The organism is Comamonas sp. 14P8.1.4, from assembly GCF_057799285.1.
The window spans coordinates 339,528-365,072 of record NZ_JBYOKN010000001.1 but is presented as its reverse complement, the minus strand read 5'-3'; the positions used below and the strand labels follow the sequence as shown (position 1 = coordinate 365,072).

The following is a 25,545-nucleotide window of genomic DNA, read 5'->3' as shown; positions in this document are numbered from 1 at the left end:
AACTTGCAGGGCGACGTAAAACAAAACTGCTAAAGCGTTCGCCCGACTTCTGCCAGCCGAGCAACGCATTTGCTAAGACAGGAGTTTATTCAATGGCGAACGACTTTCTATTCACCTCAGAATCAGTTTCTGAAGGCCACCCAGACAAGGTTGCCGACCAGATCTCCGACTCGATTCTGGATGCAATTTTCACCCAAGACCCGCACAGCCGTGTAGCAGCTGAAACACTGACCAATACCGGTCTGGTGGTATTGGCTGGTGAAATCACGACCGGTGCCAACGTGGACTACATCCAAGTAGCCCGCGACACCATCAAGCGCATTGGCTACGACAACACCGACTACGGTATTGACTACAAGGGCTGTGCCGTGCTGGTCGCTTATGACAAGCAAAGCCAGGACATCGCCCAAGGCGTGGACAAAGCCAGCGACGACGAATTGAACATCGGCGCGGGCGACCAGGGCCTGATGTTCGGTTACGCGTGCGACGAAACGCCCGAGCTGATGCCTGCCCCTATCTACTACGCACACCGCTTGATGGAACGCCAAGCTCAGTTGCGCAAGGATGGCCGCCTGCCTTTCCTGCGCCCTGATGCCAAGTCCCAAGTGACTCTGCGCTACGTAGATGGCAAACCCCACAGCATTGACACCGTAGTGCTGTCGACCCAGCACAGCCCCGACCAGTCGGAGTCTGCGACCAAGATGAAGGCCTCGTTCACCGAAGCCATCATTGAAGAGATCATCAAGCCCGTGCTGCCCAAGGAATGGTTGCTGGATACCAAGTATCTGATCAACCCCACAGGCCGTTTCGTGGTCGGTGGCCCCCAAGGTGACTGCGGTTTGACAGGCCGCAAGATCATTGTGGACACCTACGGCGGTGCTTGCCCTCACGGCGGCGGTGCGTTCTCCGGCAAAGACCCAACCAAGGTGGACCGCTCGGCTGCTTACGCTGCCCGCTACGTGGCCAAGAACGTGGTGGCTTCGGGCCTGGCACGGCAGTGCCAAGTGCAAGTGGCTTACGCCATTGGCGTAGCACGCCCCATGAACATCACCGTGTACACCGAAGGCACCGGCGTGATTCCCGATGCGGAAATCGCCAAGCTGGTGGCTGCGCACTTTGACCTGCGCCCCCGCGGCATTATCGAAATGCTGGACCTGCGCCGCCCCATCTACGCCAAGACCGCCGCTTACGGCCACTTTGGCCGCGAAGAGCCCGAGTTCACTTGGGAAAAGACGGACAAGGCAGCCGAGCTGCGCGCCGCAGCCGGTCTGAAATAACGGTACGCCCCAGCGCTTGCCCCTAAGCCCGCCTTGTGCGGGCTTTTTCATGGCCTGCGCGGGCTGACGCAGCACTCCTACACGGCAAGGCAGGGGCAGCCGACGGTCGGCAGCGCTGTGCCCGACCTATGGTTGACTGCACCAGCCACCACCGCGTGGCATACCGTCCCAGAGGAGCGCATCATGCTGAAGTACGCCATCATTTTTGCCATCATCTCTTTGCTTGCCGGCTTGTTTGGCTTTACCGGCGTGGCCGCCGGTGCAGCGGGCATCGCCAAAGTGCTGTTCATCCTGTTCCTGATTCTGGCTGTGATTTTCCTGGTGCTGGCTGCGCTGGGCGTCGGGGCCGCACGCAAAATGCTCAAGTAAGCATTGCCACACATTCACCCGCAGGGCTGCGCAAGCAGCCCTTTTCATTGGGGCTGGCCCCACAAGCTTCTACACTCCAGCGCATCCCCGTTTCGCTGTGCCACTGCTGCCATGACGCTTGAAACCCAATTGCTGCTGATTGACTCGCAAAACGACTTTTGCGATCTCCCCGCTTCTTTGTGCCCCCACGGTCTGCAACCGGCACTGCCCGTGCCCGGAGCACATGCCGATATGCAGCGCGTAGCGCAGTGGTTGCGCCAGCACGGCGCGCACATCGATCACATCACCGTTACCCTGGATTCCCACCAGGTGTTTGACATTGCCCACCCGGCGTTTTGGCACGATGCCGATGGCACAGCCGTGCCCCCTTTCACTGCCATCACGGCCGCACAGGTGCGAAGCGGCGCTTTCCAGCCCCGCAACCCCTTGTACTTGGCACGCACGCTGCACTATCTGGATGTGCTGAAAGCCCGTGGCCGCTACACCCTGATGGTGTGGCCCGTGCACTGCGAGATTGGCAGCTGGGGCCATGGTGTGCATGCCGATATCCTGACCGCCTGCGCCGACTGGCAACGCCAGCAGCAGCGTGCCGTGCTGAACATCTTCAAAGGCAGCAACCCGTGGACGGAACACTACAGTGCCCTGGAGGCCGAAGTGCCCAACCCCGCTGCACCCGAAACCTGCTTGAATCAGACACTGCTCACCACACTGCTGCAAGCGCAGCGCCTGGTGGTAGCCGGTGAAGCCAGCAGCCATTGCGTGCGCGCTACGGTGACGCATTTGCTGGAACAAGCGCCGCCCGGCTTCGCTGCACGCCTAGCGGTGCTGACAGACGGCATGAGCCCGGTCAGCGGTTTTGATGCCCAGCACCACGCTTTTCTACAGCAGCTGCAAGCGGCGGGTGCCCAGCTGTGCACCACCGCCGACCTGTGCCTGTAATGCACCGAAAGCCCTCTCCCATGCCCATCATCACCAGCCTGCTCGACACCGACCTCTACAAATTCACCATGTGGCAGGCCATGCTGCACCGCCACCCGCAGACCCTGGCCGAATACCGCTTTGCCTGCCGCAATGCCACGGCCTACCCGCTGGCCCAGCTGGAAGCCGAAGTGAATGCCGAGCTGGACCACCTGTGCAGCCTGCGCTTCACCAAGGATGAGCTCGATTACCTGAGCAGCCTGCGCTACATCAAAAGCGACTTTGTGGACTTTCTGCGCCTGTTCCAGTTCCAGCGCAGCTTTATCGCGGTCCAAGCCACGCCCGAAGGCGGCCTGAGCATTGAAGCCCATGGCCCGCAAGTGCATGTCATGGGCTTTGAGATTCACGTGCTCTCCATCGTCAACGAGCTGTACTTTCGCCACCTGCAAACGCCAGACACGCTGGACGAAGGCCGCCGCCGCCTGCAAGCCAAAATTGCTGGGCTGCGCGCCCTGAAAGACGAGCCCACCCTAGCGCACCCGTTTGAGCTGTCCGACTTTGGCCTGCGCCGGCGCTTTTCCGAGCCCTGGCACCGCGAAGTGGTCACCACCCTCACGCGCGAGGTGCCGCAGTGGTTCAAAGGCACTTCCAGCGTGCTGCTGGCCAAAGAGCTGCAGATCTCGCCCATCGGCACCATGGCGCACGAATACCTGCAAAGCTTTCAAGCCCTGGGCGTGCGCCTGCGCGACTTTCAAAAAGCAGCACTGGAGGACTGGGTGCAGGAGTACCGGGGCGACCTGGGCATTGCCCTGACCGACACCGTCGGCATGCGCGCCTTTCTGGAAGACTTTGACCTGTACTTTGCCAAGCTGTTTGATGGCCTGCGCCACGACTCGGGCGACCCGTTTGACTGGGGCGACCAAGCGCTGGCGCACTACCGCCGGCTGCGCATCAACCCGCACACCAAGCGACTGGTGTTCTCTGATGGTCTGAACCTGGAGAAGGCGCTGGAGCTGTGGCGCTACTTTGCGCCGCACATTCAGCTGGGCTTTGGCATTGGCACCAACCTGACCAACGATGTCGGCCTGACGCCGCTGAACATCGTCATGAAGCTGGTGCGTGCCAACGGCCAGCCCGTGGCCAAAATCTCTGACACGCCCGGCAAAACCATGTGTGACGATGAAACCTATCTGGCCTACCTGCGCCAGGTGTTTGGCATTGCCGACCCGATTGCCTGAAGCCTATAAAAACATAGCAGCATGCGCTGGTTAAATATCAGCTTCAATATCAAAACACATTGAAAGCCTTAAAAATCAAGCGCTAGCCGCTCTTTTTATTTATGTCACTGCCTGCCAACGCCCCCCATACTGCTGTTCTGATTGGTCGTTTTCAACCCTTTCACAACGGCCACCTGGCCCTGCTGCGCCAAGCCTTGCAGACCGCGCAACAGGTGGTGATCGTGCTGGGCAGCGCCTACCAGGCGCGCAGCCCCAAGAACCCTTTCACCTGGCAGGAGCGGGCCGAACTCATCCGCACCAGCCTTGAAGCCGACGAAGCAGCGCGCGTGCATTGCGTGCCCGTGCGCGACTACTACGACGAACCGCGCTGGGTCCAGGCCGTCCTGCAGGCCGTGCAAACCCAGGTGCCTGCGGGCGAGCGCATTGCGCTGGTCGGGCACTTCAAAGATGACAGCAGCAACTACCTCGCGCGCTTTCCCGGCTGGGAACTGCTGAGCCTGCCCCGCCAAGGCGACTTCGATGGCACCCCCACCCGCGAGATCTACTGGAATTTGCCAGCCTTTCCAGTGCAGGACATGTGGGCACAGCTGACGCCGCTGGTGCCCACCGCGGTCGTCCACTGGCTGCGCGCCTGGCACAGCACGCCCGAATACAGCGCTATGCAAGCCGAGTGGCGCATGATCAGCGGCTACAAAGCCGCTTGGGCCGGCGCCCCCTATCCTCCGGTATTCGTCACCGTCGATGGCCTGCTGCTGTGCCACGGCCACGTCCTCCTCATTCAACGCGGCCATGCGCCCGGCAAAGACCTGTGGGCATTGCCCGGCGGATTTGTGGAGCCCCGCGATACCCTGTGGCAATCGTGCCTGCGTGAGTTGGATGAAGAAACCGGCTTACCCCTTTCCGCTGCGCACATGCACAGCGCCCTGCAAGGGGTAGAAGTGTTTGACCACCCAGACCGCAGCCTGCGCGGGCGCACCATCACCCACGTCTTTGTGTTCCACCTGCCCGATACGGCCTTGCCCACCGTGCAAGGTGGTGACGATGCCGTCGCCGCCCGCTGGGTGCCGCTCAGCACATTGCCCAGCATGGAAAGCCAGATGTTTGAAGACCACTTCCACGTGCTGCGCCGCTGTTTTGAGCGCTTTCGCACCAGCGCTGCCGTGGCTCTGCCCTAAGCGCTGCAAGAGGCGGTGAATGCCGCCCAAGCCATATCAAAAGTAATACAGCTGCTGCATAAAAGCATTCGACTTGATAGAGGCACTGCCGCACACTGACCCCACTGCACGGCACCACCGCGCCTACTGCGCCCTTTTTTCCCCTGTGCTCGCCTTGGCGAGCACCTTGCATTTGAGTATGTCTATGTCCGATCTCACCATCCGCCCCGCCACCATTGAAGACACCGACCTGATCTTGCACTTTGTGCGTGAGCTGGCCATCTACGAAAAAGCCGAACACGAAGTGCTGGCCACCCCCGCACACGTGCACCACACCCTGTTTACCGACAACCCCAAGGTGTTTGGCCTAATCTGCCTGGATGGCGACACCCCCGTGGGCTTTGCCGTGTACTTCTTCAACTACTCCACCTGGCAAGGCCAGCACGGCCTGTACCTGGAAGACCTGTATGTGTCCCCCGACCAGCGCGGCAAAGGCGCAGGTAAAGCCTTGTTGAGCCATCTGGCACAAATTGCCGTCGACCAGGACTGTGGCCGCTTTGAGTGGAGCGTGCTGGACTGGAACACCCCATCGATCGAGTTCTACGACAGCCTGGGCGCCAAGCCCCAGTCGGAGTGGATTCGCTACCGCATGACCGGCGGCGCCTTGCAGGCGCTGGCCGCCAACGCCAAGGCCTGAGGGCTGGCAGTGCAGTCAGCTTGAAAAAGTTGACAAAGTCACCTGCACCTTTTCCCCGGGGACTGACCTATATTGCTGGGGGCAGCGTACGCAAGTACTTGGCCTGCCAGTGGAAAGTCCCTTTTGCACCATATTCCCGTCACCCATTCTGAAGCCGATGCGCTGCGACTGAACCTGGAGCATCGCCTGGAGCGCCTGGTCTTCGACCCGGCGCTGGAAGCGCCGTTTCTCCAGCATCTGCGTGCCACGCAATACCTGAGCGCCTTGTTCACGGTGTGCGCCGTCTCTGTGGTGTGGGGGCTGTACGCCATTTTTGATTTTTGGCGCCTGCACGAGCTGGCTGGCAGCGCGCACGCTGACATTTTTTTCTGGCGCTCCATGGTGCTGCGCTGGCTGGTCTTTATCTGCTTTGGCTGTGCGGTCTACACCCTGACCCGCCCCCACAGCAGCCGCATCGATTACGAATGGAGCGTTGCAGGTGCCGTCGTCGCTTGCTGCATGGCCATTGCGGCATCGTCGTACACCCTCAAAAACCTGGGTATGCCGCAAACCAGCGTCGTTCAGGTCCTGATTGTCAGCGTTGTTTTTTTCCCTCTGGGCGTGCGGCTGCGCCTGATGGCTCCAGTCGCCACGCTGGTGGGGCTGATCATCACCATCTCAGGCCCACTGATTCTGAACAGCCCCGAACACTTGCAGCAGCACTGGGTACTGAGCGCCGTGGCATGGGTGACTTTTGTGCTCTCTGGCGTCACGGCCTACTACCGAGAAAAAGGTCTGCGTGAGCAATTTTTGCTGCGCCGCCTGCTCAACTGGGAAGCCAGCCATGACCCACTGACAGACCTGCCCAACCGGCGCATGTTCCACGAGCATCTCGAACGGTGCATGCGCCTGGCCCGCCGCGAGCACAAGCATTTGTTTCTGGTCATTTTTGATATTGACCATTTCAAGCTCTACAACGACCGCTACGGCCACCAGGCCGGCGACCAGGTGCTGCGAGAGTTTGCCAAGCTGCTGCGCCAGCTGGCCCAGCGACCAATGGATTTGCCCGTACGCCTGGGCGGTGAAGAGTTCGCTCTGGCCATCTACGACATGCCACCAGACATCCTGCCCCAGCACCTGGAGCACTTGCGCACCGCCTTGCACACCCTGAACCTGCCGCACGAAGCCTCTCCGACAGCCACACACCTGACGGCCAGCATGGGGGGCACCAATATTGCGCTGCATGACACGCAAGACAGCGTCTTTCAGCGCGCTGACAGACTGCTCTACCAAGCCAAGCGCCAAGGGCGCGACCAGGCCTGTTTTCAGGTTCTGCACCACCACGTAGCGCCAATGGCCACGGAAGGTGTGTCGGCTTAAGCGGCAGCACAGAACAACGCTACCGCTCGGCGGGTTGCCATCGCGGTCCTGCGGCCCGGTGCAAGCAATGCAAGACAGGCCGCTGTCAGAGTCAGGCCACATCCAGCAGCCCAATGGCACGGCAGGCGCCAGTATGATGTTGCGTCCTCCCCCGCACAGCCCGCCACACCGCCCATGTCACGCTTGTCCGCGCCAGAGCACCCCACCAGCAGGTCCGTTGCCATGCAGGTCCGTACCGACCAGCTGCAACTCCTGTTCCGACAGTCCTTTCTGGCCACACTTGGCAGCGTGGGCGGGGCACTGGTGCTCTCCTGGCTGCAGCACGACCTTGGCAACCACCAGGTCATCAAGCCGTGGCTCATCACACTCTTTCTGGCCGGCACGATTCGCCTGGCTCTGTTCTGGGCGTACAGCCGCAGTGCCACCGAGCACCGTACACCGGCCCGCTGGGAAGGCGTGTATTGGGTCACCCTGGTGTTCATCGCCGGGGTCTGGGGTATTGGCGCTTTTCTGCTCATGTCCCGCGACAACCTGCTGTCGCAAGTCATCACCCTCTTTTTTGCGGTCGGCATGGCCGGCAGCGCAATTTCTGCCTACGCGGCCTATCGCTCCATGACGCTGGTCGCCGTGGCGCTGGTGCTGCTGCCCACAACGCTGTGGCTGCTCACCGAACCAGGCACCGAGCAGCGCCTGCTGGCCTTGACCACCCTGACGTTCTCCGCCTTCGTCGTGCGCACGACGCGTGAGCTTTCGGGCGCCATGCAGTCACTCCTGCGCCTGCGCCGTGAGTTGGAGATTCAGCACCGCATCGCCAGCGACGCTGCCCGCACCGACGAGTTGACCGGGTTAAACAACCTGCGCGCTTTCAAAGAGCAGGCCGATACCATGTTCGCCTACACCCGGCGCTACGGTTTGCCGCTGAGCGCCCTGTTGGTGGACATCGACCACTTCAAACAGATCAACGATACCCACGGCCACGCTGCGGGAGACCGGGTACTGCAAGCCGTGGTGCAACGGATCAAGACCGCGTTGCGCGAAGCGGACCTGTGCGGCCGGCTCGGTGGCGAGGAATTTGGCGTGCTGCTTGCCGGCACAGATAGCCACGATGCGCTGCAGCTGGCAGAAAAGCTGCGCTTGGCCGTACAAGCCACCGTGGTGCCCGTGAATGGCACGACACTGCATGTCACCATCAGCGTTGGCGTAGCCGAAGCGGATGCAACCTGCCCCGACACCACCGCCCTGCTGGCCCAGGCCGATGCGGCCATGTACCACGCCAAATCCAACGGCCGCAACCGGGTACACAGCAGCGCGGCCCAAGCCTCACAGGCGATGGCGCCGCACCAAGCATCCATGGATGAGCAGGAAGCCTGCGAGCACGAACTCCGATGAATGCGCATGGCAACCAGTGCGCCAGAGGGTCCTTGTTGCTTTTGACCTTGCGACCAACCAATCTGGCTGAGCCCACAAAGCCTGCGGGCATCACCCGTCTGGCACCCTCCAGCCTGGCGCCTAGCCTGCTCACCGCCATCTGGCATGCACAGGCCCCAAGCCAACGAAAGTGCAGCGCCCTGGCTCGGTGACTTTGCGCAATGACCAAGTGACGCCTCAACGTCAAATTCGCGACATTTCACCCCCGTAGCAACGCCTTGGCTTAAAACCCGCCTCTTGAAACTGGAAATTTTTACCTTATTATTAGCACTCGATGGGGTTGAGTGCTAACAGCCTTGCCCCACACCAGTTAAAGACATCCTGTTGCTACAGGATTCCGGACCTAACCACCTGTTGATTGATATCTAGGAGATGTTATGAACCTGCGTCCTTTGCACGACCGCGTGATCGTCAAGCGCCTTGAGAACGAAACCAAGACCGCTTCGGGCATCTATATCCCCGACAACGCTGCTGAGAAGCCTGACCAAGGCGAAGTGCTGGCTGTGGGCCCTGGCAAGCGCAACGACAAGGGCGAACAAATCGCTCTGAACGTGAAGGTTGGCGACCGCGTGCTGTTCGGCAAGTACTCCGGCCAGACCGTCAAGATCGACGGCAACGAACTGCTGGTGATGAAGGAAGACGACCTGTTTGCGGTTGTTGAGAAGTAATTCCCTGCGGCGATTACCTCTTTCTTTCAAGACATTGAATTTCATAGCTGCTAGTGCTTTATTGACAAGGCCTAGCAGCCGATTTGAACCTAATTTCTAGGAGCCAAAAATGGCAGCTAAAGACGTAGTATTCGGCGGTGAAGCACGTGCACGCATGGTTGAAGGCGTGAACATCTTGGCCAACGCGGTCAAGGTAACTCTGGGCCCTAAGGGTCGCAACGTAGTGCTGGAGCGCTCGTTCGGTGCCCCTACCGTGACCAAGGACGGTGTGTCCGTGGCCAAGGAAGTGGAACTGAAGGACAAGCTGCAAAACATGGGCGCTCAGCTCGTGAAGGAAGTAGCTTCCAAGACCAACGACATCGCTGGTGACGGCACCACAACCGCTACCGTGCTGGCCCAAGCCATCGTGCGCGAAGGCTCCAAGTACGTAGCCGCTGGTCTGAACCCCATGGACCTGAAGCGCGGCATCGACAAGGCTGTGATTGCTCTGGTTGAGCAACTGAAGGCCCAATCGAAGGCCACTACCACTTCCAAGGAAATCGCCCAAGTGGGTTCGATCTCCGCTAACTCCGACGAATCCGTGGGCAGCATCATTGCTGAAGCCATGGACAAGGTGGGCAAGGAAGGCGTGATCACTGTGGAAGAAGGCAAGTCCCTGTCCAACGAGTTGGACGTTGTGGAAGGCATGCAATTCGACCGCGGTTACCTGTCGCCCTACTTCATCAACAACCCCGAAAAGCAAGCTGCGATTCTGGACAACCCCTTCGTGCTGCTGTTCGACAAGAAGATCAGCAACATCCGCGACCTGCTGCCTACCCTGGAGCAAGTTGCCAAGGCTGGCCGTCCCCTGCTGATCATTGCTGAAGATGTCGAAGGCGAAGCCCTGGCAACTTTGGTGGTGAACACCATCCGCGGCATCCTGAAGGTGGTGGCTGTGAAGGCTCCTGGCTTCGGCGACCGTCGCAAGGCCATGCTGGAAGACATCGCCATTCTGACTGGCGGCAAGGTCATCGCTGAAGAAGTGGGCCTGACTCTGGACAAGGTCACTCTGGAAGACCTGGGCCAAGCCCAACGCGTTGAAATCGGCAAGGAAAACACCACCATCATCGACGGTGCTGGCGCTGCTGACGAAATCGAAGCCCGCGTGAAGCAAATCCGCGCTCAGATCGAAGAAGCGACTTCCGACTACGACCGTGAAAAGCTGCAAGAGCGCGTGGCCAAGCTGGCCGGCGGTGTTGCCGTGATCAAGGTAGGCGCTGCCACCGAAGTCGAAATGAAGGAAAAGAAGGCCCGCGTGGAAGACGCCCTGCACGCTACCCGCGCTGCTGTGGAAGAAGGCATCGTGGCTGGTGGTGGCGTGGCACTGCTGCGCGCTAAGCAAGCCGTGGGCGAGCTGAAGACTGGCAACGTCGAGCAAGACGCCGGTATCAAGCTGGTGCTGGCTGCGGTAGAAGCGCCTCTGCGCGAAATCGTGTCCAACGCCGGTGGCGAGCCTTCGGTGGTCGTGAACGAAGTGTTGAAGGGCAAGGGCAACTTTGGCTTCAACGCTGCCAACGACACCTACGGCGACATGCTGGAAATGGGTATCTTGGATCCTACCAAGGTGACTCGTACTGCACTGCAGAACGCCGCTTCCGTGGCTTCGCTGCTGCTGACTACTGAGTGCATGATCGCTGACGCTCCTAAGGCTGAAGCAGCTGGTGCCCCTGACATGGGTGGCATGGGCGGTATGGGCGGTATGGGCGGTATGGGCATGTAATTGCCAAGCCGCTACACCGAAGCTGCAAAGCTTCGGTGGCTGCACACCAACAAAAAGGCCGCATAAGCGGCCTTTTTGTTTGATGGATCAAAATCCGGATAAAAACAGCTACTAGCGCTTATCCCATCAGCGATAGTAGCTCTTATTTTTAGTTACCGTTGACCGGTGATTCTGCCAAGCGCTGCATGAGTGCTACCGTCGATGGATCAACGCCTGCCCAATCGTGGCTTTGCTGGCGCTGGCGCAGCGTTTGGGCCAGCTGCTTGCCCAGCTCTACGCCCCACTGGTCAAAGCTGTTGATACCCCACACGGCCCCCGAAACAAACACCCGGTGTTCATACAGCGCAATCAAAGCCCCCAACGATGCAGGGTCCAGCGCCTGCAGCAGTAAAAACGTGCTGGGGCGATTGCCAGGGCAGTCACGTTCCACGCCTTCACCACTGCGGCCAAGCATCAATGCCTGGGCCTGCGCAATCGCATTGATCACCAGACTTTGGTGGTGCGCCCCCAAATACTTGCCGCCATCGCGCAGGGCAATGAACTCCACCGGAATCACATCTTGGCCCTGGTGCAGCATCTGGAAAAATGCATGCTGGCCGTTGGTACCCGGCTCGCCCCAGACAATCGGTGCGGTGGCAACATCCAGTGCCACACCGTCTCGCGTCACGCGCTTGCCATTGCTCTCCATCTCCAGCTGCTGCAAATAGGCGGTCAAACGGCGCAAACCATGGCTGTACGGCGCAATGCAACGGCTGTCAAAACCACAGAAGTTGCGGTTCCAGACATCCAGCAGCCCCAAGCGCATGGGTAAGTTTTGCGCATCCGGCGCGGTCGCGAAGTGGACATCCATCTCGTGCGCACCTTGCAGCATGTTGCGAAACTGCTGAGCACCTATCGCAATGGCAATCGGCAGACCAATCGCCGACCACAGGGAAAAACGACCACCGACCCAGTCCCAGAAACCCAGTGTGCGCGAGATGCCAAACTGGGCGGCAGCCTCCGTGTTCGTCGTCAACGCCACAAAGTGCCGGTCAATACTGCATGCGGCAGCTTGATCCGCACTGCCACCGTTCGCCAAGAACCACTCACGCGCTGAATGCGCATTGAGCATGGTTTCCGCCGTGGTGAACGATTTGGAAGCGATCAAGAACAAGGTGCTTTCAGGGCGCACCTTGCGCAGCACATGACCCAGTTCATGCCCATCCACATTGGAGACGAAGTGGAAGCTCTTGCTGGTATCAACCCAGTCTTCCAGCGCCTGTACGACCACTTCAGGGCCCAGGTGCGAGCCACCAATACCGATGTTGACCACATCGGTGATATGCGCATCTGCGCGCACCTGCTCCGCCATGGCCAGCATGGCATCCAGGGTGTGGTGCACTTCATCCAGGGCGTGGTGTAGCGCGCCATCCCACGCCAGTGCATGCGCACGCAGCAGCCCGCCATCACGTGGCGTGCGCAGCAACCAGTGCATGACCGCACGCCCTTCGGTGCAGTTGATGGCCTGACCCGACAGCATGGCGTCACGCAGCGTGTGCACGCTGCACGCGTGCGCCAGCTGTGAGAGCAGCACTTCCGTATGTTCCAGCAACCAGTTTTTGGACAGATCCGCGAACACATGCGGAGCCTGCTGGCTGAGCCGATCTAAACGCTGGGCATCCTGAACAAATGCCGTACGCAAATCCAAGCCACCGTCCATTTCATGAAAGTGTGCTTTCAGCCGTGCCCACTCGGGGGTGCCATCACAAACCAAACCCATGCTCCGTTCAATGCTTGCGCACCACCACACTGCCCACCGAATAGCCAGCACCGAACGAACAGATCACGCCCATATCGCCGGACACCAAATCAGCGCGGTGCTTGTGGAAAGCAATGATGGAGCCAGCAGATGCCGTGTTGGCAAATTCATCCAGGATCAGTGGTGCACGGTCTTCCGTTGCCTCACCCACCAGCTTCTTCAACACCAACTGATTCATGCCTAAGTTGGCTTGGTGCAGCCAGAAGCGACGCACTTGCTCAGGCGTTTGACCGAGCTGCTCCAGGTGGGTCGAAATATGAGCGGCAGCAATTGGCACAACTTCCTTGAAAACCTTGCGGCCTTCTTGGCGAAAAGTCTTGTCACGTGCAACAGGGTCGCTGTCTTCGCTGCGGTTGATAAAACCAAAGTTGTTTCGAATATTGTTCGAGAACTGGGTCGCCAAATGCGTACCCACCACTTCCCAGGCATCTGCGCTGGTGGCGGTTTCAGCACACTCAATGATGACGGCGGTGCACACATCACCAAAAATAAAGTGGCAATCGCGATCGCGCCACTCCAGATGGGAAGAAGTGATTTCCGGGTTGACCACCAGCACGCAGCGTGCGGTGCCGCAGCGCACGGCGTTCACCGCCTGCTCCATCGCAAAAGTGGCCGATGAACACGCCACATTCATGTCAAAACCATAGCCCCCAGCACCCAGCGCCTGCTGAATTTCCACGGCCATGGCGGGGTAGGCGCGCTGCATATTCGAGGCCGCGCACAGCACCATGTCGATGTCAGCCCCGGTCTTGCCTGCTTGCTGCAATGCTTGCTGCGCCGCAGCCACCGCAATTTCAGCCATCAATGAAAGTTCATCATCCCCGCGCTCTGCAAAACGTGGATACATGCGCAACGGATCAAGCACCCCCGTTTTTTCCATCACATAGCGTTGGCGGATACCCGATGCCTTTTCAATGAACTCCACGCTCGAATGCTGCAAGGCAGGCTGCTCGCCTGCCGCAATGGCACGGGCATGGGCCGCATTTTGAACATCGACATACTGGTTGAACGCCTCAACCAACTCGGCATTGGTAATAGTGTGCGGCGGCTGGTACAGGCCGGTTCCGCTGATGACGACTGAATGCATAAAAGTAATTCCATGGCTCGCCATGAGCGGCGCAGCCTTTAAGTGTAACGATCAGAGGGCCTGGATCAGCTTTTCCAGCCGGATGGCATCAGCCACAAAGGCCCGGATACCCTCGGCCAGCTTTTCGGTCGCCATGGCGTCTTCATTCATGGCAAAGCGAAAACCCGCTTCGTCATAGTGCACCGCTTGCAGCGACTGCTGGCGGGCCAGCTCTGCACTCAACGCATGCTGCACAGGCGCCGTGTTGTGACTCAGCTGCGCCAGCAGCTCTGGTGCAATCGTCAGCAAGTCGCAGCCGGCCAGTGCCACAATTTGCCCCGTATTGCGAAAGCTCGCCCCCATGACTTCGGTGGCAATCCCAAAGTGCTTGTAGTACTCATAGATGGCCCGTACCGAGCGCACCCCCGGATCGTTGGCGCCAGACATCGCGACCTCATCCCATTGCGCACCGGCCTGTTTTTTGTGCCAATCAAAAATGCGCCCCACGAAGGGAGAGATCAGTTGCACCTTTGCCTGGCCACAGGCAATCGCCTGCGCTTTGGCAAACAGCAGCGTCAAATTGGTGCGAATACCGCGCTGCTCCAACTTGCGAGCGGCTTCAATCCCTTCCCACGTCGCAGCAATCTTGATCAACACGCGGTCGGTGTGAATGCCTGCGGCCTGGTACAGCTCAATCAAACGCTCCGCCCGGACCACGGTGGCCTGCGTGTCAAACGAAAGCCGGGCATCCACCTCGGTAGAAACACGCCCCGGTACCACAGACAAAATTTCGCACCCGAACCGCACCAGCAGCCGGTCCACCACCTCGTCCATCGGCTTGGCCTGCCACTGGCGAGCCACCTCCTGCATCAAGGGACGGTACTCGGCTTGCTGCACCGCCTTCAAAATCAAGGATGGGTTGGTCGTCGCATCCTGCGGCCTGAATTGCGCAAGCTGCTGAAAATTACCCGTATCTGCAACCACCGTGGTGTATTGCTTCAGTTGCTCCAGTTGGCTCATGGTGTCTCAATACTTGTTGTGTGTTTTAGCCGTGAAGTTTCAAGTGTAGTGCCCACTGCCAACGAATACAGCGTGCTAATCCCGCCCGCCCCTGGTTTGTTGCAAGTGGCGCAAAATCTCACTTTTACGCACCATATAACCAAGGCCTTTTGCATGCTTGACCGAATCTCTGCCTCGCTTCCCTCTCTTGCTCCCGCAGAGCAGCGGGTGGGGCAACTCGTGCTCGCAGATCCCCATAGCTTCGCGCGACTGCCGGTGCGCGAACTGGCCGAAAAAGCCAATGTGAGCAAACCTACGGTGGTGCGCTTTTGCCGCAGCATGGGCTATGACGGCCTGGCAGACTTCAAACTCAAGCTTGCTGGCAATGTGGCAGAAGGCGTGCCCTATGTGCATCGCAGCGTGGATGCCGATGACAAAACCTCCGATGTGGTGGTCAAAGTCATCGACAACTCTGTCGCCGCGTTTTTGCAGTACCGCAACGACGCCCACCCTGCAGCCATCGAGCAGGCAGTCAACGCCATCGTCAGTACCTGGCAGCAGAAGAAACGCCTGGAAATTTATGGTGTCGGCAACTCCGGCGTCGTTGCACAAGATGCGCAACATAAGTTTTTCCGCTTGGGTATTACCAGCCAGGCTACCAGTGACAGCCATATTCAGGTCATGGGGGCGACCATGCTGAATCCGGGTGATTGCCTGATTGTCATCTCCAATTCGGGACGCACCAAAGAACTGGTCGATGTCGCCCATATTGCACGTAAACAAGGCGCTACCGTCATTGCCATTACTTCCAGCCGCACACCGCTTTCGGATGCCAGCCATATCGTGTTGGCTGCGGATAACTTCGAAGGCTCTGACCTCTACAGCCCCATGGCCTCGCGCCTTTTGCACCTTTTAATTATTGATATTCTGGCTACTGCAGTGGCGCTCAACATGGGCCCTGGCCTGGCCCAAAAGCTGCAGAACCTCCAAAACCAACTTCAGCAAAAACGTTACGGTATTTGAAAAAATACGTACCCACAAAAAAAACCGGCAAAGCCGGTTTTTTTTGTGAAGTTACTCCTGAAAAGATCAGAAGCGATGGCGCAAGCCAGCAGTAATACCGGTACGGGTACGCGCTTTGCTTGCGTTATCAATGTAAACGCCTTCACCGCCAGAGACTCGGGTGTGATCCACGCCAAAGTAAGCGTCGGTACGCTTGCTAAACGCATAGTCAATCGCTGCGACCATCATATTGGCCTTGCCATTCGACGCACCGCTCACAGAGCCCGACTGCTTAGCGTGGAAGTAGTGCATCCCTGCATTAATCTGCGGAGTCACTTGATAACCGAACCCCACTTTGATCATTTGGCGTTTATCAGCATCCCCAACCTGGAAGCCTCCATTCGTCTGACCTTGCCACATATTATTAATAATTGCTTGGTCAACAAATCGGTCTGTTAATGCCCCCACATAGGCGCCAACAGTGGTGGGGCTCCCGGGATCCTTCCACTTAACTTTATTTTGTCCATATCCCAAATTAGCATACAACGCACCAGAGCGATAAGACCCACCCAGCGTCCAGGCATCCAGATCCGAGCCACCCGGCAACTCAGTTCTCAAGAAACCACCACCCAAGGAAATGCCATTCTCTGAATAACGCAAAAATCCCCCCATCGTCTTCAGAGCACCTGATGCGACAGTTGTTGCCGCGCTAGTCAGGGCATTAGCACCGCCTGCGGCACCTGCGACTGCGTTATCAATCATGCCTTTAACTGGCAAAGATAAGGGAGTAGAAGCCGTCAAGGGAGACAGCATTCCGAGGCCTACATCTCGGACTGCATTGGTATTGTCATTCCCTTCTGCAAAGGAATACTGCACCGATGCCACCCAGTTCCGTGTGGGTGTTGCCAAGGTGTACTTCAAGGCATTGCTGGTACGCGCGCCTGCAGCCATACCCAACTCTGGCTTATACGCCTCCATATAGGGAGAATAAGGGAAGGATGCATAGGTCGATGTCACCACATCAAACAGCACATTCCACTGGCGCCCCATGCTCAGGCGGCCATACGGACCTTGCAGACCCACATAGGCAAGTTGGAAGAAAGGCGTGCTCACCGAGCCGTCATCTGCATTGAAGCGGTTTTCCAACTCCACAAATGCTTTGCTGCCACCGCCCAGGTCTTCGTCCACTTTGATGCCCCAGCGGCTTTGGGACATACCGCCACCCATCATTTTGGTCAGACCACCTTTATCGGCACCTTCGTTGTTGGTGTGGCGAATGGCTGCGTCCACAATCCCCCACAGCTCCACCTTGCTTGCCCCTGTGGATTGGGCCAAAGCTGGCAAAGCGCCCATACACAACAGGCTGGCGGCAATAGCTACGATTTTCTTTTGCATCTGCTTGTCTCCTTGAAGTGAATATTCGATTCAGGATGCAAATTCATTCTAGAAAAGCACAGACGTTCTAATTCTCACTTTCGCATGGAAACCACGCTCGTTTTCCCGTGCTCGGCAACCACTCAGACGCAAAAAAGCCAGCCCGAAGGCTGGCTTTTACTTTCATTGAAACTGGCCTAAGCCAGTAGTCAATTAGAAAGCGTGACGCAGGCCAATTTGCAGACCTTGTTGCTTGCCGCCGTCGGTCAGGCCAGCACCAGTGAAGGCACCGTTCAGAGCCAACTCGGAACCGTTCTTGTTCTTCAGGAACGCGTAGGTACCGTACACAGCTGTGCGCTTGGACATGTTGTGCACATAACCCAGCGAAACTTGTTGAGCCTTTGCATCAGCCATCTTGTAGTTGTTGTAAGAAGCCTTCACAACACCAGCAGCACCCACGGGAGCGGAAACACCCAGGTTCCAAGACTTCAGCTTCTCGCTGTCGCCAGTTGCAACTGTCTTGTACTTAGTTTCCTTGTAGAAACCAGCCAGCTTCACCACGCTCAGGTCGTAGGAACCACCCAGCTGCCAAGTCGACAGATCTTCAGTACCGCCAACAGCCAAGCCGTTGTTTTGCTTGTCGTAACCCAGACCCAGGCTCAGAGGGCCGTTGTCATAAGTTGCACCGATACCAGCGTAACGGGCTTCGCGGTTTTCGCTTTGCTCGCCAAAGCCATAGTCCACGCCAACGCCAAAGCCGGAGAACTTAGGCGAGATGTAGCTGATCATATTGCTCGAACGGACTTGGTAGCCTGTTTGTGTACCATTCCAAGACAGAGTCGAACCCAGACCCACGGTACCGAACATGTCGTAACGGCTCACAGCGTTGTACGAAGCGGTCAGGGCACGGCCCAGACGCACTTGACCGAAGTTACCTGCCAGACCAACAGTCGACTGGCGCTTGAAGTCAAAGCCAGTGCCGTCATCGGAACCCACTGCGCCTTCCAGCACGAATTCAGCCTTCAGGCCGTTACCCAGATCTTCCACACCGCGGAAGCCCAGACGGCTGGTAGCGTTGCCGCTGTGCAGCAGGCCGGACACAGTTTCTTGGCCCTTAACAACAGCCACCGAGTTGTCCACAACACCGTACAGGGTCACGGAAGATTGAGCCATTGCGGCGCCGGAAGCGGCCAGCACTGCCAAAGCGATCAGAGATTTCTTCATTTGATTTACTCCAAGGTTTGTTGAGGGCACGTTGCCGGTGGGTATTGCCTTGAAACAAAGCAGCACCTGCAAAGCGCGCCAACCTCCTGGTGGGGAAGTTGGGCTTATTGCACCAGACTGGACCCCCTTGCGCAAAGAAATTCCCCTTTGCAGCGCCAAAAACCGCTGTTTCTGTTGCCACAGTGCAACACCTCGCGGCCTGAGCACCAATGTCGGGCCATTCAGACGCCCGTGACAATTGGCAACACTGCGCCACATCCATCGCAGCAAGCACTCACATTAGGCCAATCTACAAACCAGCAAAACAAGGACAACAGGCCTGCCACCGCACAAAAGACTCATGCACCCTTATCAAAAAAGAGCAGAAATAACAAAAAAAAGCGCCAATTAGGCGCTTTTTAATAACTCTTGAGAGATTTAAGCCTCTTGCAACTCAAAGCTGGTCGTAATCTCTGCGGTCTTGCCCAACATGATGCTGGCAGAGCAGTATTTTTCGTGGCTCATGGCGATGGCACGCTCTACCGCCGCTGCAGGAATCCCTGTACCGGTGACCGTGAAGTGCATATTGATCTTGGTAAAGACCTTGGGCTCGACCTCGGCACGCTCGGCCTGCAGTTTGACGGAGCAGCCTCGTACGTCGTGGCGGCCGCGCTTGAGAATCAGCACCACGTCATAGGCGGTACAGCCGCCAGTGCCTGCCAGCAGGGCCTCCATGGGGCGGGGCGCCAGGTTCTGCCCGCCATTGGCGGGGTTGCGTTCGTCGGGGGCGCCGTCCATCGCCAGCACGTGGCCGCTGCCTGTCTCGGCAATAAAGCCCATGCCTGAGCGCGTTCCTGCGGCGCCAGTCCAGCTTACGGTGCATTCCATAGTGTTTCTCCTGTGCAATTCCTAAAGGCAAGCATATTTACTGATTCAATTGACCACATTGGTAAAACTGGAATTTCAGTAAATATTGAAATCTTGTTGCGGCGCAGCATAGATCGACGTACAATTCGAACCTCGCGTTAATCGTTTGCTTGGCAAGCGACACACCACAGCACCGACTGTAGCGCACCCTTTGTCTCCTCCACCTCCTCTAACGGTGGATTCAGCCCCAAGCCCCCGCGGCTCGGGGCTTTTTTTTGCCTCACGATGCCTACCCTACAGCACCAACATGGCTCAGGCACAGGGCTTGTGCCTATGATGGCGGTCTTGTGTGGGCACTTCCATCGGCGCCCGCCCCACTCTGGTTTGTCGCTGTATGACCTCGCAAAAGACACTTACCCCCTTTGACTACCTGACCAAGATCCTCAACGCCCGCGTCTACGACGTGGCCATTGAGTCGGATCTGGCGCCCGCCAAGAACCTCAGCCGCCGCCTGCACAACAAAGTCCTGCTCAAGCGTGAAGACCAGCAGCCCGTGTTCAGCTTCAAGCTGCGCGGCGCCTACAACAAGATGGCCCACCTGACGGCCGACCAGCTGGCCAAAGGCGTGATCTGCGCCAGCGCCGGCAACCACGCCCAGGGCGTGGCCATGAGCGCCAAAAAGCTGGGCTGCCGCGCCGTGATCGTGATGCCCACCACCACGCCACAGCTCAAGGTCGATGCCGTGGCCGCGCTGGGCGGCGAGGTGGTGCTGGCCGGCGACAGCTATTCCGACGCCTACAAGCACTCCGTCAAGCTGCAAAAAGAAGAGGGGCTGACCTTTGTCCACCCCTTTGACGATCCCGATGTGATTGCCGGCCAGGGCACGATTGCCATGGAACTGCTGCGCCAGCTGCAAAAACTGGGCAGCCAGCGCCTGGATGCGGTGTTTGTAGCGATTGGCGGCGGCGGCCTGATCAGTGGCGTGGCCAACTACATCAAGGCCGTGCGCCCTGAGGTCAAGGTGATTGGCGTGCACACCAAGGACAGCAACGCCATGCTGCAGTCCGTACAAGCCGGTGCGCGCGTGGAACTGCCCGATGTAGGTCTGTTTGCCGATGGCACAGCCGTCAAGCTGGTGGGCGAGGAAACCTTCCGCATCGCCAAAGACCTGGTCGATGACTATGTGGTGGTCGACACCGACGCCGTCTGCGCCGCCATCAAAGACATTTTTGTGGACACCCGCTCCATCGTCGAGCCCTCGGGCGCGCTGGCGGTGGCGGCCATCAAGCAGTACGTCGCCACACACAAAACCAAGGGCGAGACCTACGCCGCCATTCTGTGCGGCGCCAATATGAACTTTGACCGCCTGCGCTTTGTGGCCGAGCGGGCCGAAGTGGGTGAGGAGCGCGAAGCCCTGTTTGCCGTCACCATCCCCGAAGAGCGCGGCAGCTTCAAGCGCTTTTGCGAGGTGGTGGGCCAGCTGCCCGGCGGCCCCCGCAATGTGACCGAGTTCAATTACCGCATCAGCGACGACCGCAAGGCGCATGTGTTTGTGGGTCTGACCACCGCAGCCAAGGGCGAGAGCGAGAAAATTGCCAAGCACTTTGAGAAAAAAGGCTTTGCCGCGCTGGACCTGACCTTTGACGAAATGGCCAAGGAGCACCTGCGCCACATGGTCGGCGGCCATTCGCCACTGGCCCAGGAAGAGCGTTTGCTGCGCTTTGTCTTCCCCGAACGCCCTGGCGCACTGTTCAAGTTCCTGAGCCTGATGGCTCCCACCTGGAACATCTCGCTGTTCCACTACCGCAACCAGGGCGCAGACTACGGCCGCATTCTGGTGGGCATGCAGGTGCCTGAGAAGGACAGCAAGAAGTTCGATGCCTTCCTCAAGCAGCTGGGCTACCCCTGGGTGGAAGAAACCCACAACCCCGCCTACCAGCTGTTTCTCAAATAAAGATTTGCATCTTTTTGGCCTCTAGCGCTTACTGGATAAGCACTATCAGCTCCACTTTTTGATACGTCATGCAAGCCCTCCGTCACTTTTTGCTGGCCGTGCAGTTCTTCAGCCGCATTCCCTTGACCGGACGGCTGGCCGCCTGGGTGGGCTGGAGCCCGACCTTGCAGCGCGCCAGTGCCGGGCACCTGCCCGGGGTGGGCTGGCTGGTGGGGCTGGCCGCTGCCGTGGTGATCCTGGCCTGCAACTACGCCCTGGCCACGCACCCTATGCTGCCCTGGGTGGCGGCCGTGCTCAGCACCGCCGCCACGCTGGCGCTGACGGGCGGATTTCATGAAGACGGCATGGCCGATGTGGCCGACGGCCTGGGTGGCCACCTGCCCGCCGAACGGGTGCTGGAAGTGATGAAAGACTCCCGCTTGGGCGCCTATGGCGTGATGGCGCTGTGCATGGGGCTGCTGGCCAAGGTGGTGTTTGTGGCCCTGCTCATTCAGGTGGACGTTGCCGCGGCCGCCCTGCTGGTCTGCACCACACATGTGCTCTCGCGCGCCGCGCCGCTGGTGCTGATGCGCGTTTTGCCCCATGTCAGCCTGCCTGCCACCTCCAAAACCCTGCACATCGCCGGCAGCCCGCTGACCGTGGCTGGCGTGTGCACCGGGCTGCTGTGGTGCCTGCCGGCGCTGGTGGCGGTGTGGGTATACCTGGGTGCATCCACCGTGCTGGCGCTGCTGCTGACCGGTACGGTCGTCACGGCCTGGATGGGCTGGCGCTTTCAGCGGCGCTTGGGCGGCATGACGGGCGACTGCCTGGGCGCCACCCAGCAGGTGTGCGAGCTGGCGCTGTACCTCGTCTGCGGCCTGCTGCTGGCGCAGTATGTGCTGTGAAGTGGTGACGATGACTGCTACGCCCCCTCCCTCCCTCTGGCTGCTGCGCCATGCCCAGCCGCTGATTGCGCCCGGCGTGTGTTACGGCCAGCTGGATGTACCGGCCGACCCCAGCGCCACCTTGCACGCAGGCATGCGCGCCGCCAGCGCCTTGCCCCGGGGAGCGTTGGTGCGCCACTCCCACCTACAAAGATGTGAGCAGCTTGCGCAAGCACTGCAAGCGCCAGAGGCACTTTTGACTTCAGATTCCCGTCTGCAAGAAATGCACTTTGGCCACTGGGAAGGCCAAGCCTGGAACGACATTGGCCGCAGCGCTGTGGATGCCTGGTCCAACGACTTGTATGGCCACGCACCCGACGGCGGCGAAGCCCTGGGCACCATGCTGCAGCGCGTGCGCAGCGCCCTGCACGAGAGCTGGCAGCACGACAGCCGCCTGGGCACGCGTGATGTGGTGTGGGTCACACACGCGGGCGTCATCCGCTGCGTGCAATGGCTGCTGCAGTACGGCGCAGCCCACCCCCGCGCGCAAGACTGGAAACTGCCCGCCCCCGCCTTCGGCCAGTGGCAGCAGCTGCCCTGGCAAGCCCACACGGCAGCGCTGCAGGCGCTGGCCGCCTGATGCCCCCGCGCCCGCAAGGCTTTGCCCGCTGCAGGCGGCAGCCCTGTGCCGCACAATGGGCGCATGTTTGAATCTCTGCGCACTTGGGCCACCCCATTCGGTGGCGACGCTTTCCTCTACATCGCTGTCCTGGCCATCCTCAGCTTTGGGGCCCTGCTGGCGTTCAAGGCCCGCTTGAGCACCTTTACCCTCAACCGCATGATCCGCATGGGCGCGCTGATTGCGTTGCCCCTGACCTTTGTGGCCATGGAAATGGGTGACAACAACTGGGGCGTGGCCGTGGTGGCCATTGTCTGGGCTGTGCTGTTGGCGATCACCTGCAAGAACGAAGCCTCGAAACGCAGCCAGCCCTGAGCAGAGCACGCAGACCGCGCCGGGGTTGACCGCTTTTTTCGGCTCCAGCCCAATCAACACCAGCGCTGACCGCTTCTATTTCAAGAGTGGAGATCCCTATGCAGCCCCTCACCCCACGTCTTTCCATGCTGGACCTGGTGGCCGTGCGCGAAGGCGGCACGGTGCGCCAGGCGCTGGACCTGGCTGTGCAGACCGCCCAAAAGGCCGAAGCCCTGGGCTTTGCCCGCTACTGGCTGGCCGAGCACCACAATATGCCGGGCATTGCCAGCTCTGCCACGGCCGTGCTGATCGGGCACATTGCCAGCCAGACCGCGCACATCCGCGTGGGCTCCGGCGGCATCATGCTGCCCAACCACGCACCGCTGGTGGTGGCCGAAGCCTTTGGCACGCTGGCCGAACTCTACCCTGGCCGCATCGACCTGGGCCTGGGCCGCGCGCCCGGCACGGACGGTGCCACCATGCGCGCGCTGCGCCGCGACCGCATAGAGACCGAAGAAGACTTCCCCCGTGACGTGGCCGAGCTGCAGCGCCTGCTGGGTCCCGTCCAGCCCAGCCAGCGCATCACCGCCATGCCGGGCCAGGACACCAATGTGCCCATCTGGCTGCTGGGCAGCAGCTTGTTCTCCGCCCAGTTGGCGGCAATGAAAGGCCTGCCCTATGCCTTTGCCTCGCACTTTGCCCCGCGCATGCTGCACCAGGCCATTGCGCTGTACCGCCAGCTGTTCCAGCCCTCGGCACAGTTGGCCAAGCCTTATGTGATCGTCGGCGTGCCGGTAATTGCCGCGCCCACCGATGCAGAAGCCGAATTCCTGGCCAGCAGCACCTACCGCCGCGTGCTGGGCATCCTCACCGGCCAGCGTAGCCGCCTGCAGCCACCCGAGGAAGATTTCATGGCGCAACTGGGTCACCACGAGAAGGCCGCTATCCACGACTTTCTCGCCATGGGCGTGGTCGGCAGGCCGGACACCATGCGTGCGGGCCTGCAAGCGATTGCCCAGGCCACACAGGCCGATGAATTCATGCTGGTGAGCGATGTGTACGACCCGGCCCTGCGCCTGCGCAGCCTGGAGATCACCGCCCAAGCGGCGGCCTGGTAAGCCCCGCCGCACACCATGAGCCGCTCTGCCCGCCTGCTGCAGCTACTGGACATCCTGCGGCGTGCCACGCAGCCGCACAGCGGGCCGGAGCTGGCCCAGCGCTTGAACGTGAGCCTGCGCACCCTGTACCGCGACATTGCCAGCCTGCGCAGCCAGGGCGCCGACATTCTGGGCGACCCCGGTGTCGGCTTTGAGATGCGCCCCGGCTTTTTGCTGCCGGCGCTGATGTTTACCCAAGACGAGCTGGAAGCCCTGCTGCTGGGTGCACGCTGGGCCAGTTTGCAAGCCGATGCCCAATTGGCCCAGGCCGCCGATGCCGCGCTGGAGCGTATTCGCAGCTGCCTGCCGCTGCCGCTGCGCATTGAGGTCGACACCAGCGGCCTGCTGGTGCCCACCATGGGGCAAACCGTGGTGCCCGAACCCTGGCAGCCTGCGCTGCGCCAGGCCATCCGCGCCCAGCACAAGGTGATCCTTCGCTATGAAGACGCCCACGGCGCACAGACCGAGCGTCTGGTGTGGCCGTTTGCCATGGCCTATTTTGAGAAAGCGCGCGTGGTGTCGGCCTGGTGCGAGCTGCGCGGTGGCTTTCGCCACTTCCGCGCCGACCGCGTACACCACCTGCACGACTGCGGCGAACGCTACCCCGAGAACCGGCAAAGCCTGATTCGCCGCTGGCTGGCCCAGCTGGACTGTGAGCGGCCGGACTTCACGCAGCCCAGCGCAGCCGCTCCTGCTGCTGACTGCTGACACAAACTGTCAGCCTGCCTTCCTAGAGTGGCTGCATGGCAACTTCGCCAGGCCCACTTCAGGAGAGACACATGGCTGCTTCCACCACCGCGCTGCGCTTTTACAGCAACCCCATGTCACGGGCTCGCATCGTGCACTGGATGCTGCACGAATGTGACGCCACCTACGACAACGTGCGCGTTGACTTTGGCGCGGACATGAAGGCCCCCGCCTACCTGGCCATCAACCCCATGGGCAAGGTGCCCGCACTGCAGCATGGCGACACGGTGATCACCGAGACCGCTGCCATCCTGGCCTACCTGGCCGACCTGTACCCCGAGAAAAAGCTGGCCCCCGCTATCGGCAGCGCAGCGCGTGGCAGCTATTACCGCTGGTTGTTCTTTGTGGCGGGCCCGGTGGAGGCCGCCACCACGGCCCAGTCCCAAGGCTGGCTCCAAGGCCAGACCGACGAACAAGCGACGATGTACGGTTTTGGCCGTTTTGACGATGTGGTGCGCACGCTGCAGCAGGCCGTCACCGGCAAGCAGTACGTGTGCGGCGACCACTTCACCGCCGCCGACCTGTACCTGGCCAGCTACATCGGCTGGAGCATGATGACGGGCACGCTGCCCAAGCTGCCAGAGTTTCAGACCTATGCCGATCCGCTGCTGGCACGCCCGGCCTCTGCCCGCGCCGATGCGCTGGATGGGCCAATGGAGCAGATCGCCTGAGCGC

At 59.9% G+C, this 25,545-nt stretch carries 24 protein-coding genes; 18 read left to right on the top strand and 6 right to left on the bottom strand.

Annotation, left to right across the window (positions count from 1 at the left end; all coding sequences use genetic code 11):
• Positions 1-92: 92 nt before the first annotated feature.
• The 10 genes from metK (at position 93) to groL (ending at position 10,867) form a co-directional block, all read left to right on the top strand.
• Positions 93-1,277, top strand: coding sequence for a methionine adenosyltransferase (gene metK, locus AC27VO_RS01685; RefSeq protein ID WP_488664971.1), 1,185 nt, complete (start codon positions 93-95; stop codon positions 1,275-1,277).
• A gap of 183 nt (positions 1,278-1,460) precedes the next feature.
• Positions 1,461-1,646: a DUF1328 domain-containing protein gene (locus AC27VO_RS01680; protein WP_488664970.1), complete on the top strand. Its 186-nt coding sequence runs from the start codon at positions 1,461-1,463 to the stop codon at positions 1,644-1,646.
• A 111-nt stretch (positions 1,647-1,757) separates the two neighbouring features.
• Positions 1,758-2,585, top strand: coding sequence for a cysteine hydrolase family protein (locus tag AC27VO_RS01675; protein ID WP_488664969.1), 828 nt, complete (start codon positions 1,758-1,760; stop codon positions 2,583-2,585).
• 20 nt (positions 2,586-2,605) lie between these two features.
• Positions 2,606-3,802 (top strand): nicotinate phosphoribosyltransferase, encoded by a 1,197-nt coding sequence (gene pncB, locus AC27VO_RS01670; protein ID WP_488664968.1) that lies wholly within the window; start codon positions 2,606-2,608, stop codon positions 3,800-3,802.
• Positions 3,803-3,903: 101 nt separating this feature from the next.
• Positions 3,904-4,977, top strand: a complete 1,074-nt coding sequence (locus AC27VO_RS01665) for a bifunctional nicotinamide-nucleotide adenylyltransferase/Nudix hydroxylase (RefSeq protein WP_488664967.1) — start codon at positions 3,904-3,906, stop codon at positions 4,975-4,977.
• 184 nt (positions 4,978-5,161) lie between these two features.
• Positions 5,162-5,653: a GNAT family N-acetyltransferase gene (locus AC27VO_RS01660; protein ID WP_488664966.1), complete on the top strand. Its 492-nt coding sequence runs from the start codon at positions 5,162-5,164 to the stop codon at positions 5,651-5,653.
• Between the two features lie 123 nt (positions 5,654-5,776).
• On the top strand, positions 5,777-7,012 hold the full coding sequence (locus AC27VO_RS01655) for a GGDEF domain-containing protein (RefSeq protein WP_488664965.1): 1,236 nt from the start codon (positions 5,777-5,779) through the stop codon (positions 7,010-7,012).
• A 222-nt stretch (positions 7,013-7,234) separates the two neighbouring features.
• Positions 7,235-8,401: a GGDEF domain-containing protein gene (locus AC27VO_RS01650; protein ID WP_488664964.1), complete on the top strand. Its 1,167-nt coding sequence runs from the start codon at positions 7,235-7,237 to the stop codon at positions 8,399-8,401.
• A gap of 416 nt (positions 8,402-8,817) precedes the next feature.
• Positions 8,818-9,108 carry a co-chaperone GroES gene (gene groES, locus AC27VO_RS01645; protein WP_066540317.1) on the top strand — a complete coding sequence of 97 codons (291 nt, stop codon included), beginning with the start codon at positions 8,818-8,820 and terminating at the stop codon, positions 9,106-9,108.
• Between the two features lie 109 nt (positions 9,109-9,217).
• Positions 9,218-10,867, top strand: coding sequence for a chaperonin GroEL (gene groL, locus AC27VO_RS01640; protein WP_488664963.1), 1,650 nt, complete (start codon positions 9,218-9,220; stop codon positions 10,865-10,867).
• Between the two features lie 148 nt (positions 10,868-11,015).
• Here groL and pgi read toward each other — a convergent pair whose 3' ends face one another.
• Genes pgi through tal form a run of 3 tightly spaced genes read right to left on the bottom strand, consistent with a single transcriptional unit; the run spans position 11,016 to position 14,751 of the window.
• Positions 11,016-12,626, bottom strand: a complete 1,611-nt coding sequence (pgi, locus tag AC27VO_RS01635; protein ID WP_488664962.1) for a glucose-6-phosphate isomerase — start codon at positions 12,624-12,626, stop codon at positions 11,016-11,018.
• Between the two features lie 7 nt (positions 12,627-12,633).
• A complete protein-coding gene (locus AC27VO_RS01630) occupies positions 12,634-13,752 on the bottom strand; it encodes a beta-ketoacyl-ACP synthase III (protein WP_488664961.1) in 1,119 nt (372 codons plus the stop codon).
• 51 nt (positions 13,753-13,803) lie between these two features.
• Positions 13,804-14,751, bottom strand: a complete 948-nt coding sequence (gene tal, locus AC27VO_RS01625) for a transaldolase (protein WP_488664960.1) — start codon at positions 14,749-14,751, stop codon at positions 13,804-13,806.
• Positions 14,752-14,904: 153 nt separating this feature from the next.
• On the opposite strand from tal, the gene AC27VO_RS01620 reads away from it, so the two are divergent.
• Positions 14,905-15,753: a MurR/RpiR family transcriptional regulator gene (locus AC27VO_RS01620; RefSeq protein WP_488665513.1), complete on the top strand. Its 849-nt coding sequence runs from the start codon at positions 14,905-14,907 to the stop codon at positions 15,751-15,753.
• A gap of 66 nt (positions 15,754-15,819) precedes the next feature.
• On the opposite strand, the gene AC27VO_RS01615 is transcribed toward AC27VO_RS01620, so the two are convergent.
• The 3 genes from AC27VO_RS01615 to AC27VO_RS01605 all read right to left on the bottom strand — a co-directional run bounded on the left by AC27VO_RS01615 (position 15,820) and on the right by AC27VO_RS01605 (position 19,197).
• Entirely contained in the window at positions 15,820-17,127 is a 1,308-nt protein-coding gene (locus tag AC27VO_RS01615; protein ID WP_488664959.1) for a porin, read from the bottom strand.
• Positions 17,128-17,319: 192 nt separating this feature from the next.
• Complete coding sequence (locus AC27VO_RS01610) at positions 17,320-18,330, bottom strand: porin (protein WP_488664958.1); 1,011 nt, start codon at positions 18,328-18,330, stop codon at positions 17,320-17,322.
• A 417-nt stretch (positions 18,331-18,747) separates the two neighbouring features.
• A complete protein-coding gene (locus AC27VO_RS01605) occupies positions 18,748-19,197 on the bottom strand; it encodes an OsmC family protein (protein ID WP_488664957.1) in 450 nt (149 codons plus the stop codon).
• A 373-nt stretch (positions 19,198-19,570) separates the two neighbouring features.
• On the opposite strand from AC27VO_RS01605, the gene ilvA reads away from it, so the two are divergent.
• From ilvA to AC27VO_RS01570, 7 genes are all read left to right on the top strand, one after another.
• Positions 19,571-21,130 carry a threonine ammonia-lyase, biosynthetic gene (gene ilvA / locus AC27VO_RS01600; protein ID WP_488664956.1) on the top strand — a complete coding sequence of 520 codons (1,560 nt, stop codon included), beginning with the start codon at positions 19,571-19,573 and terminating at the stop codon, positions 21,128-21,130.
• 68 nt (positions 21,131-21,198) lie between these two features.
• On the top strand, positions 21,199-22,014 hold the full coding sequence (locus AC27VO_RS01595; RefSeq protein WP_488664955.1) for an adenosylcobinamide-GDP ribazoletransferase: 816 nt from the start codon (positions 21,199-21,201) through the stop codon (positions 22,012-22,014).
• Between the two features lie 10 nt (positions 22,015-22,024).
• Positions 22,025-22,633 carry a histidine phosphatase family protein gene (locus AC27VO_RS01590; RefSeq protein ID WP_488664954.1) on the top strand — a complete coding sequence of 203 codons (609 nt, stop codon included), beginning with the start codon at positions 22,025-22,027 and terminating at the stop codon, positions 22,631-22,633.
• A gap of 63 nt (positions 22,634-22,696) precedes the next feature.
• Positions 22,697-22,987: a hypothetical protein gene (locus AC27VO_RS01585; RefSeq protein ID WP_488664953.1), complete on the top strand. Its 291-nt coding sequence runs from the start codon at positions 22,697-22,699 to the stop codon at positions 22,985-22,987.
• A 98-nt stretch (positions 22,988-23,085) separates the two neighbouring features.
• The gene (locus AC27VO_RS01580; RefSeq protein WP_488664952.1) at positions 23,086-24,084 is read left to right on the top strand and encodes an LLM class flavin-dependent oxidoreductase; all 999 of its coding nucleotides are present in this window, start codon (positions 23,086-23,088) and stop codon (positions 24,082-24,084) included.
• Positions 24,085-24,099: 15 nt separating this feature from the next.
• On the top strand, positions 24,100-24,831 hold the full coding sequence (locus tag AC27VO_RS01575) for a helix-turn-helix transcriptional regulator (RefSeq protein ID WP_488664951.1): 732 nt from the start codon (positions 24,100-24,102) through the stop codon (positions 24,829-24,831).
• Between the two features lie 71 nt (positions 24,832-24,902).
• Positions 24,903-25,541, top strand: a complete 639-nt coding sequence (locus AC27VO_RS01570; protein WP_488664950.1) for a glutathione S-transferase family protein — start codon at positions 24,903-24,905, stop codon at positions 25,539-25,541.
• Positions 25,542-25,545: the final 4 nt, after the last annotated feature.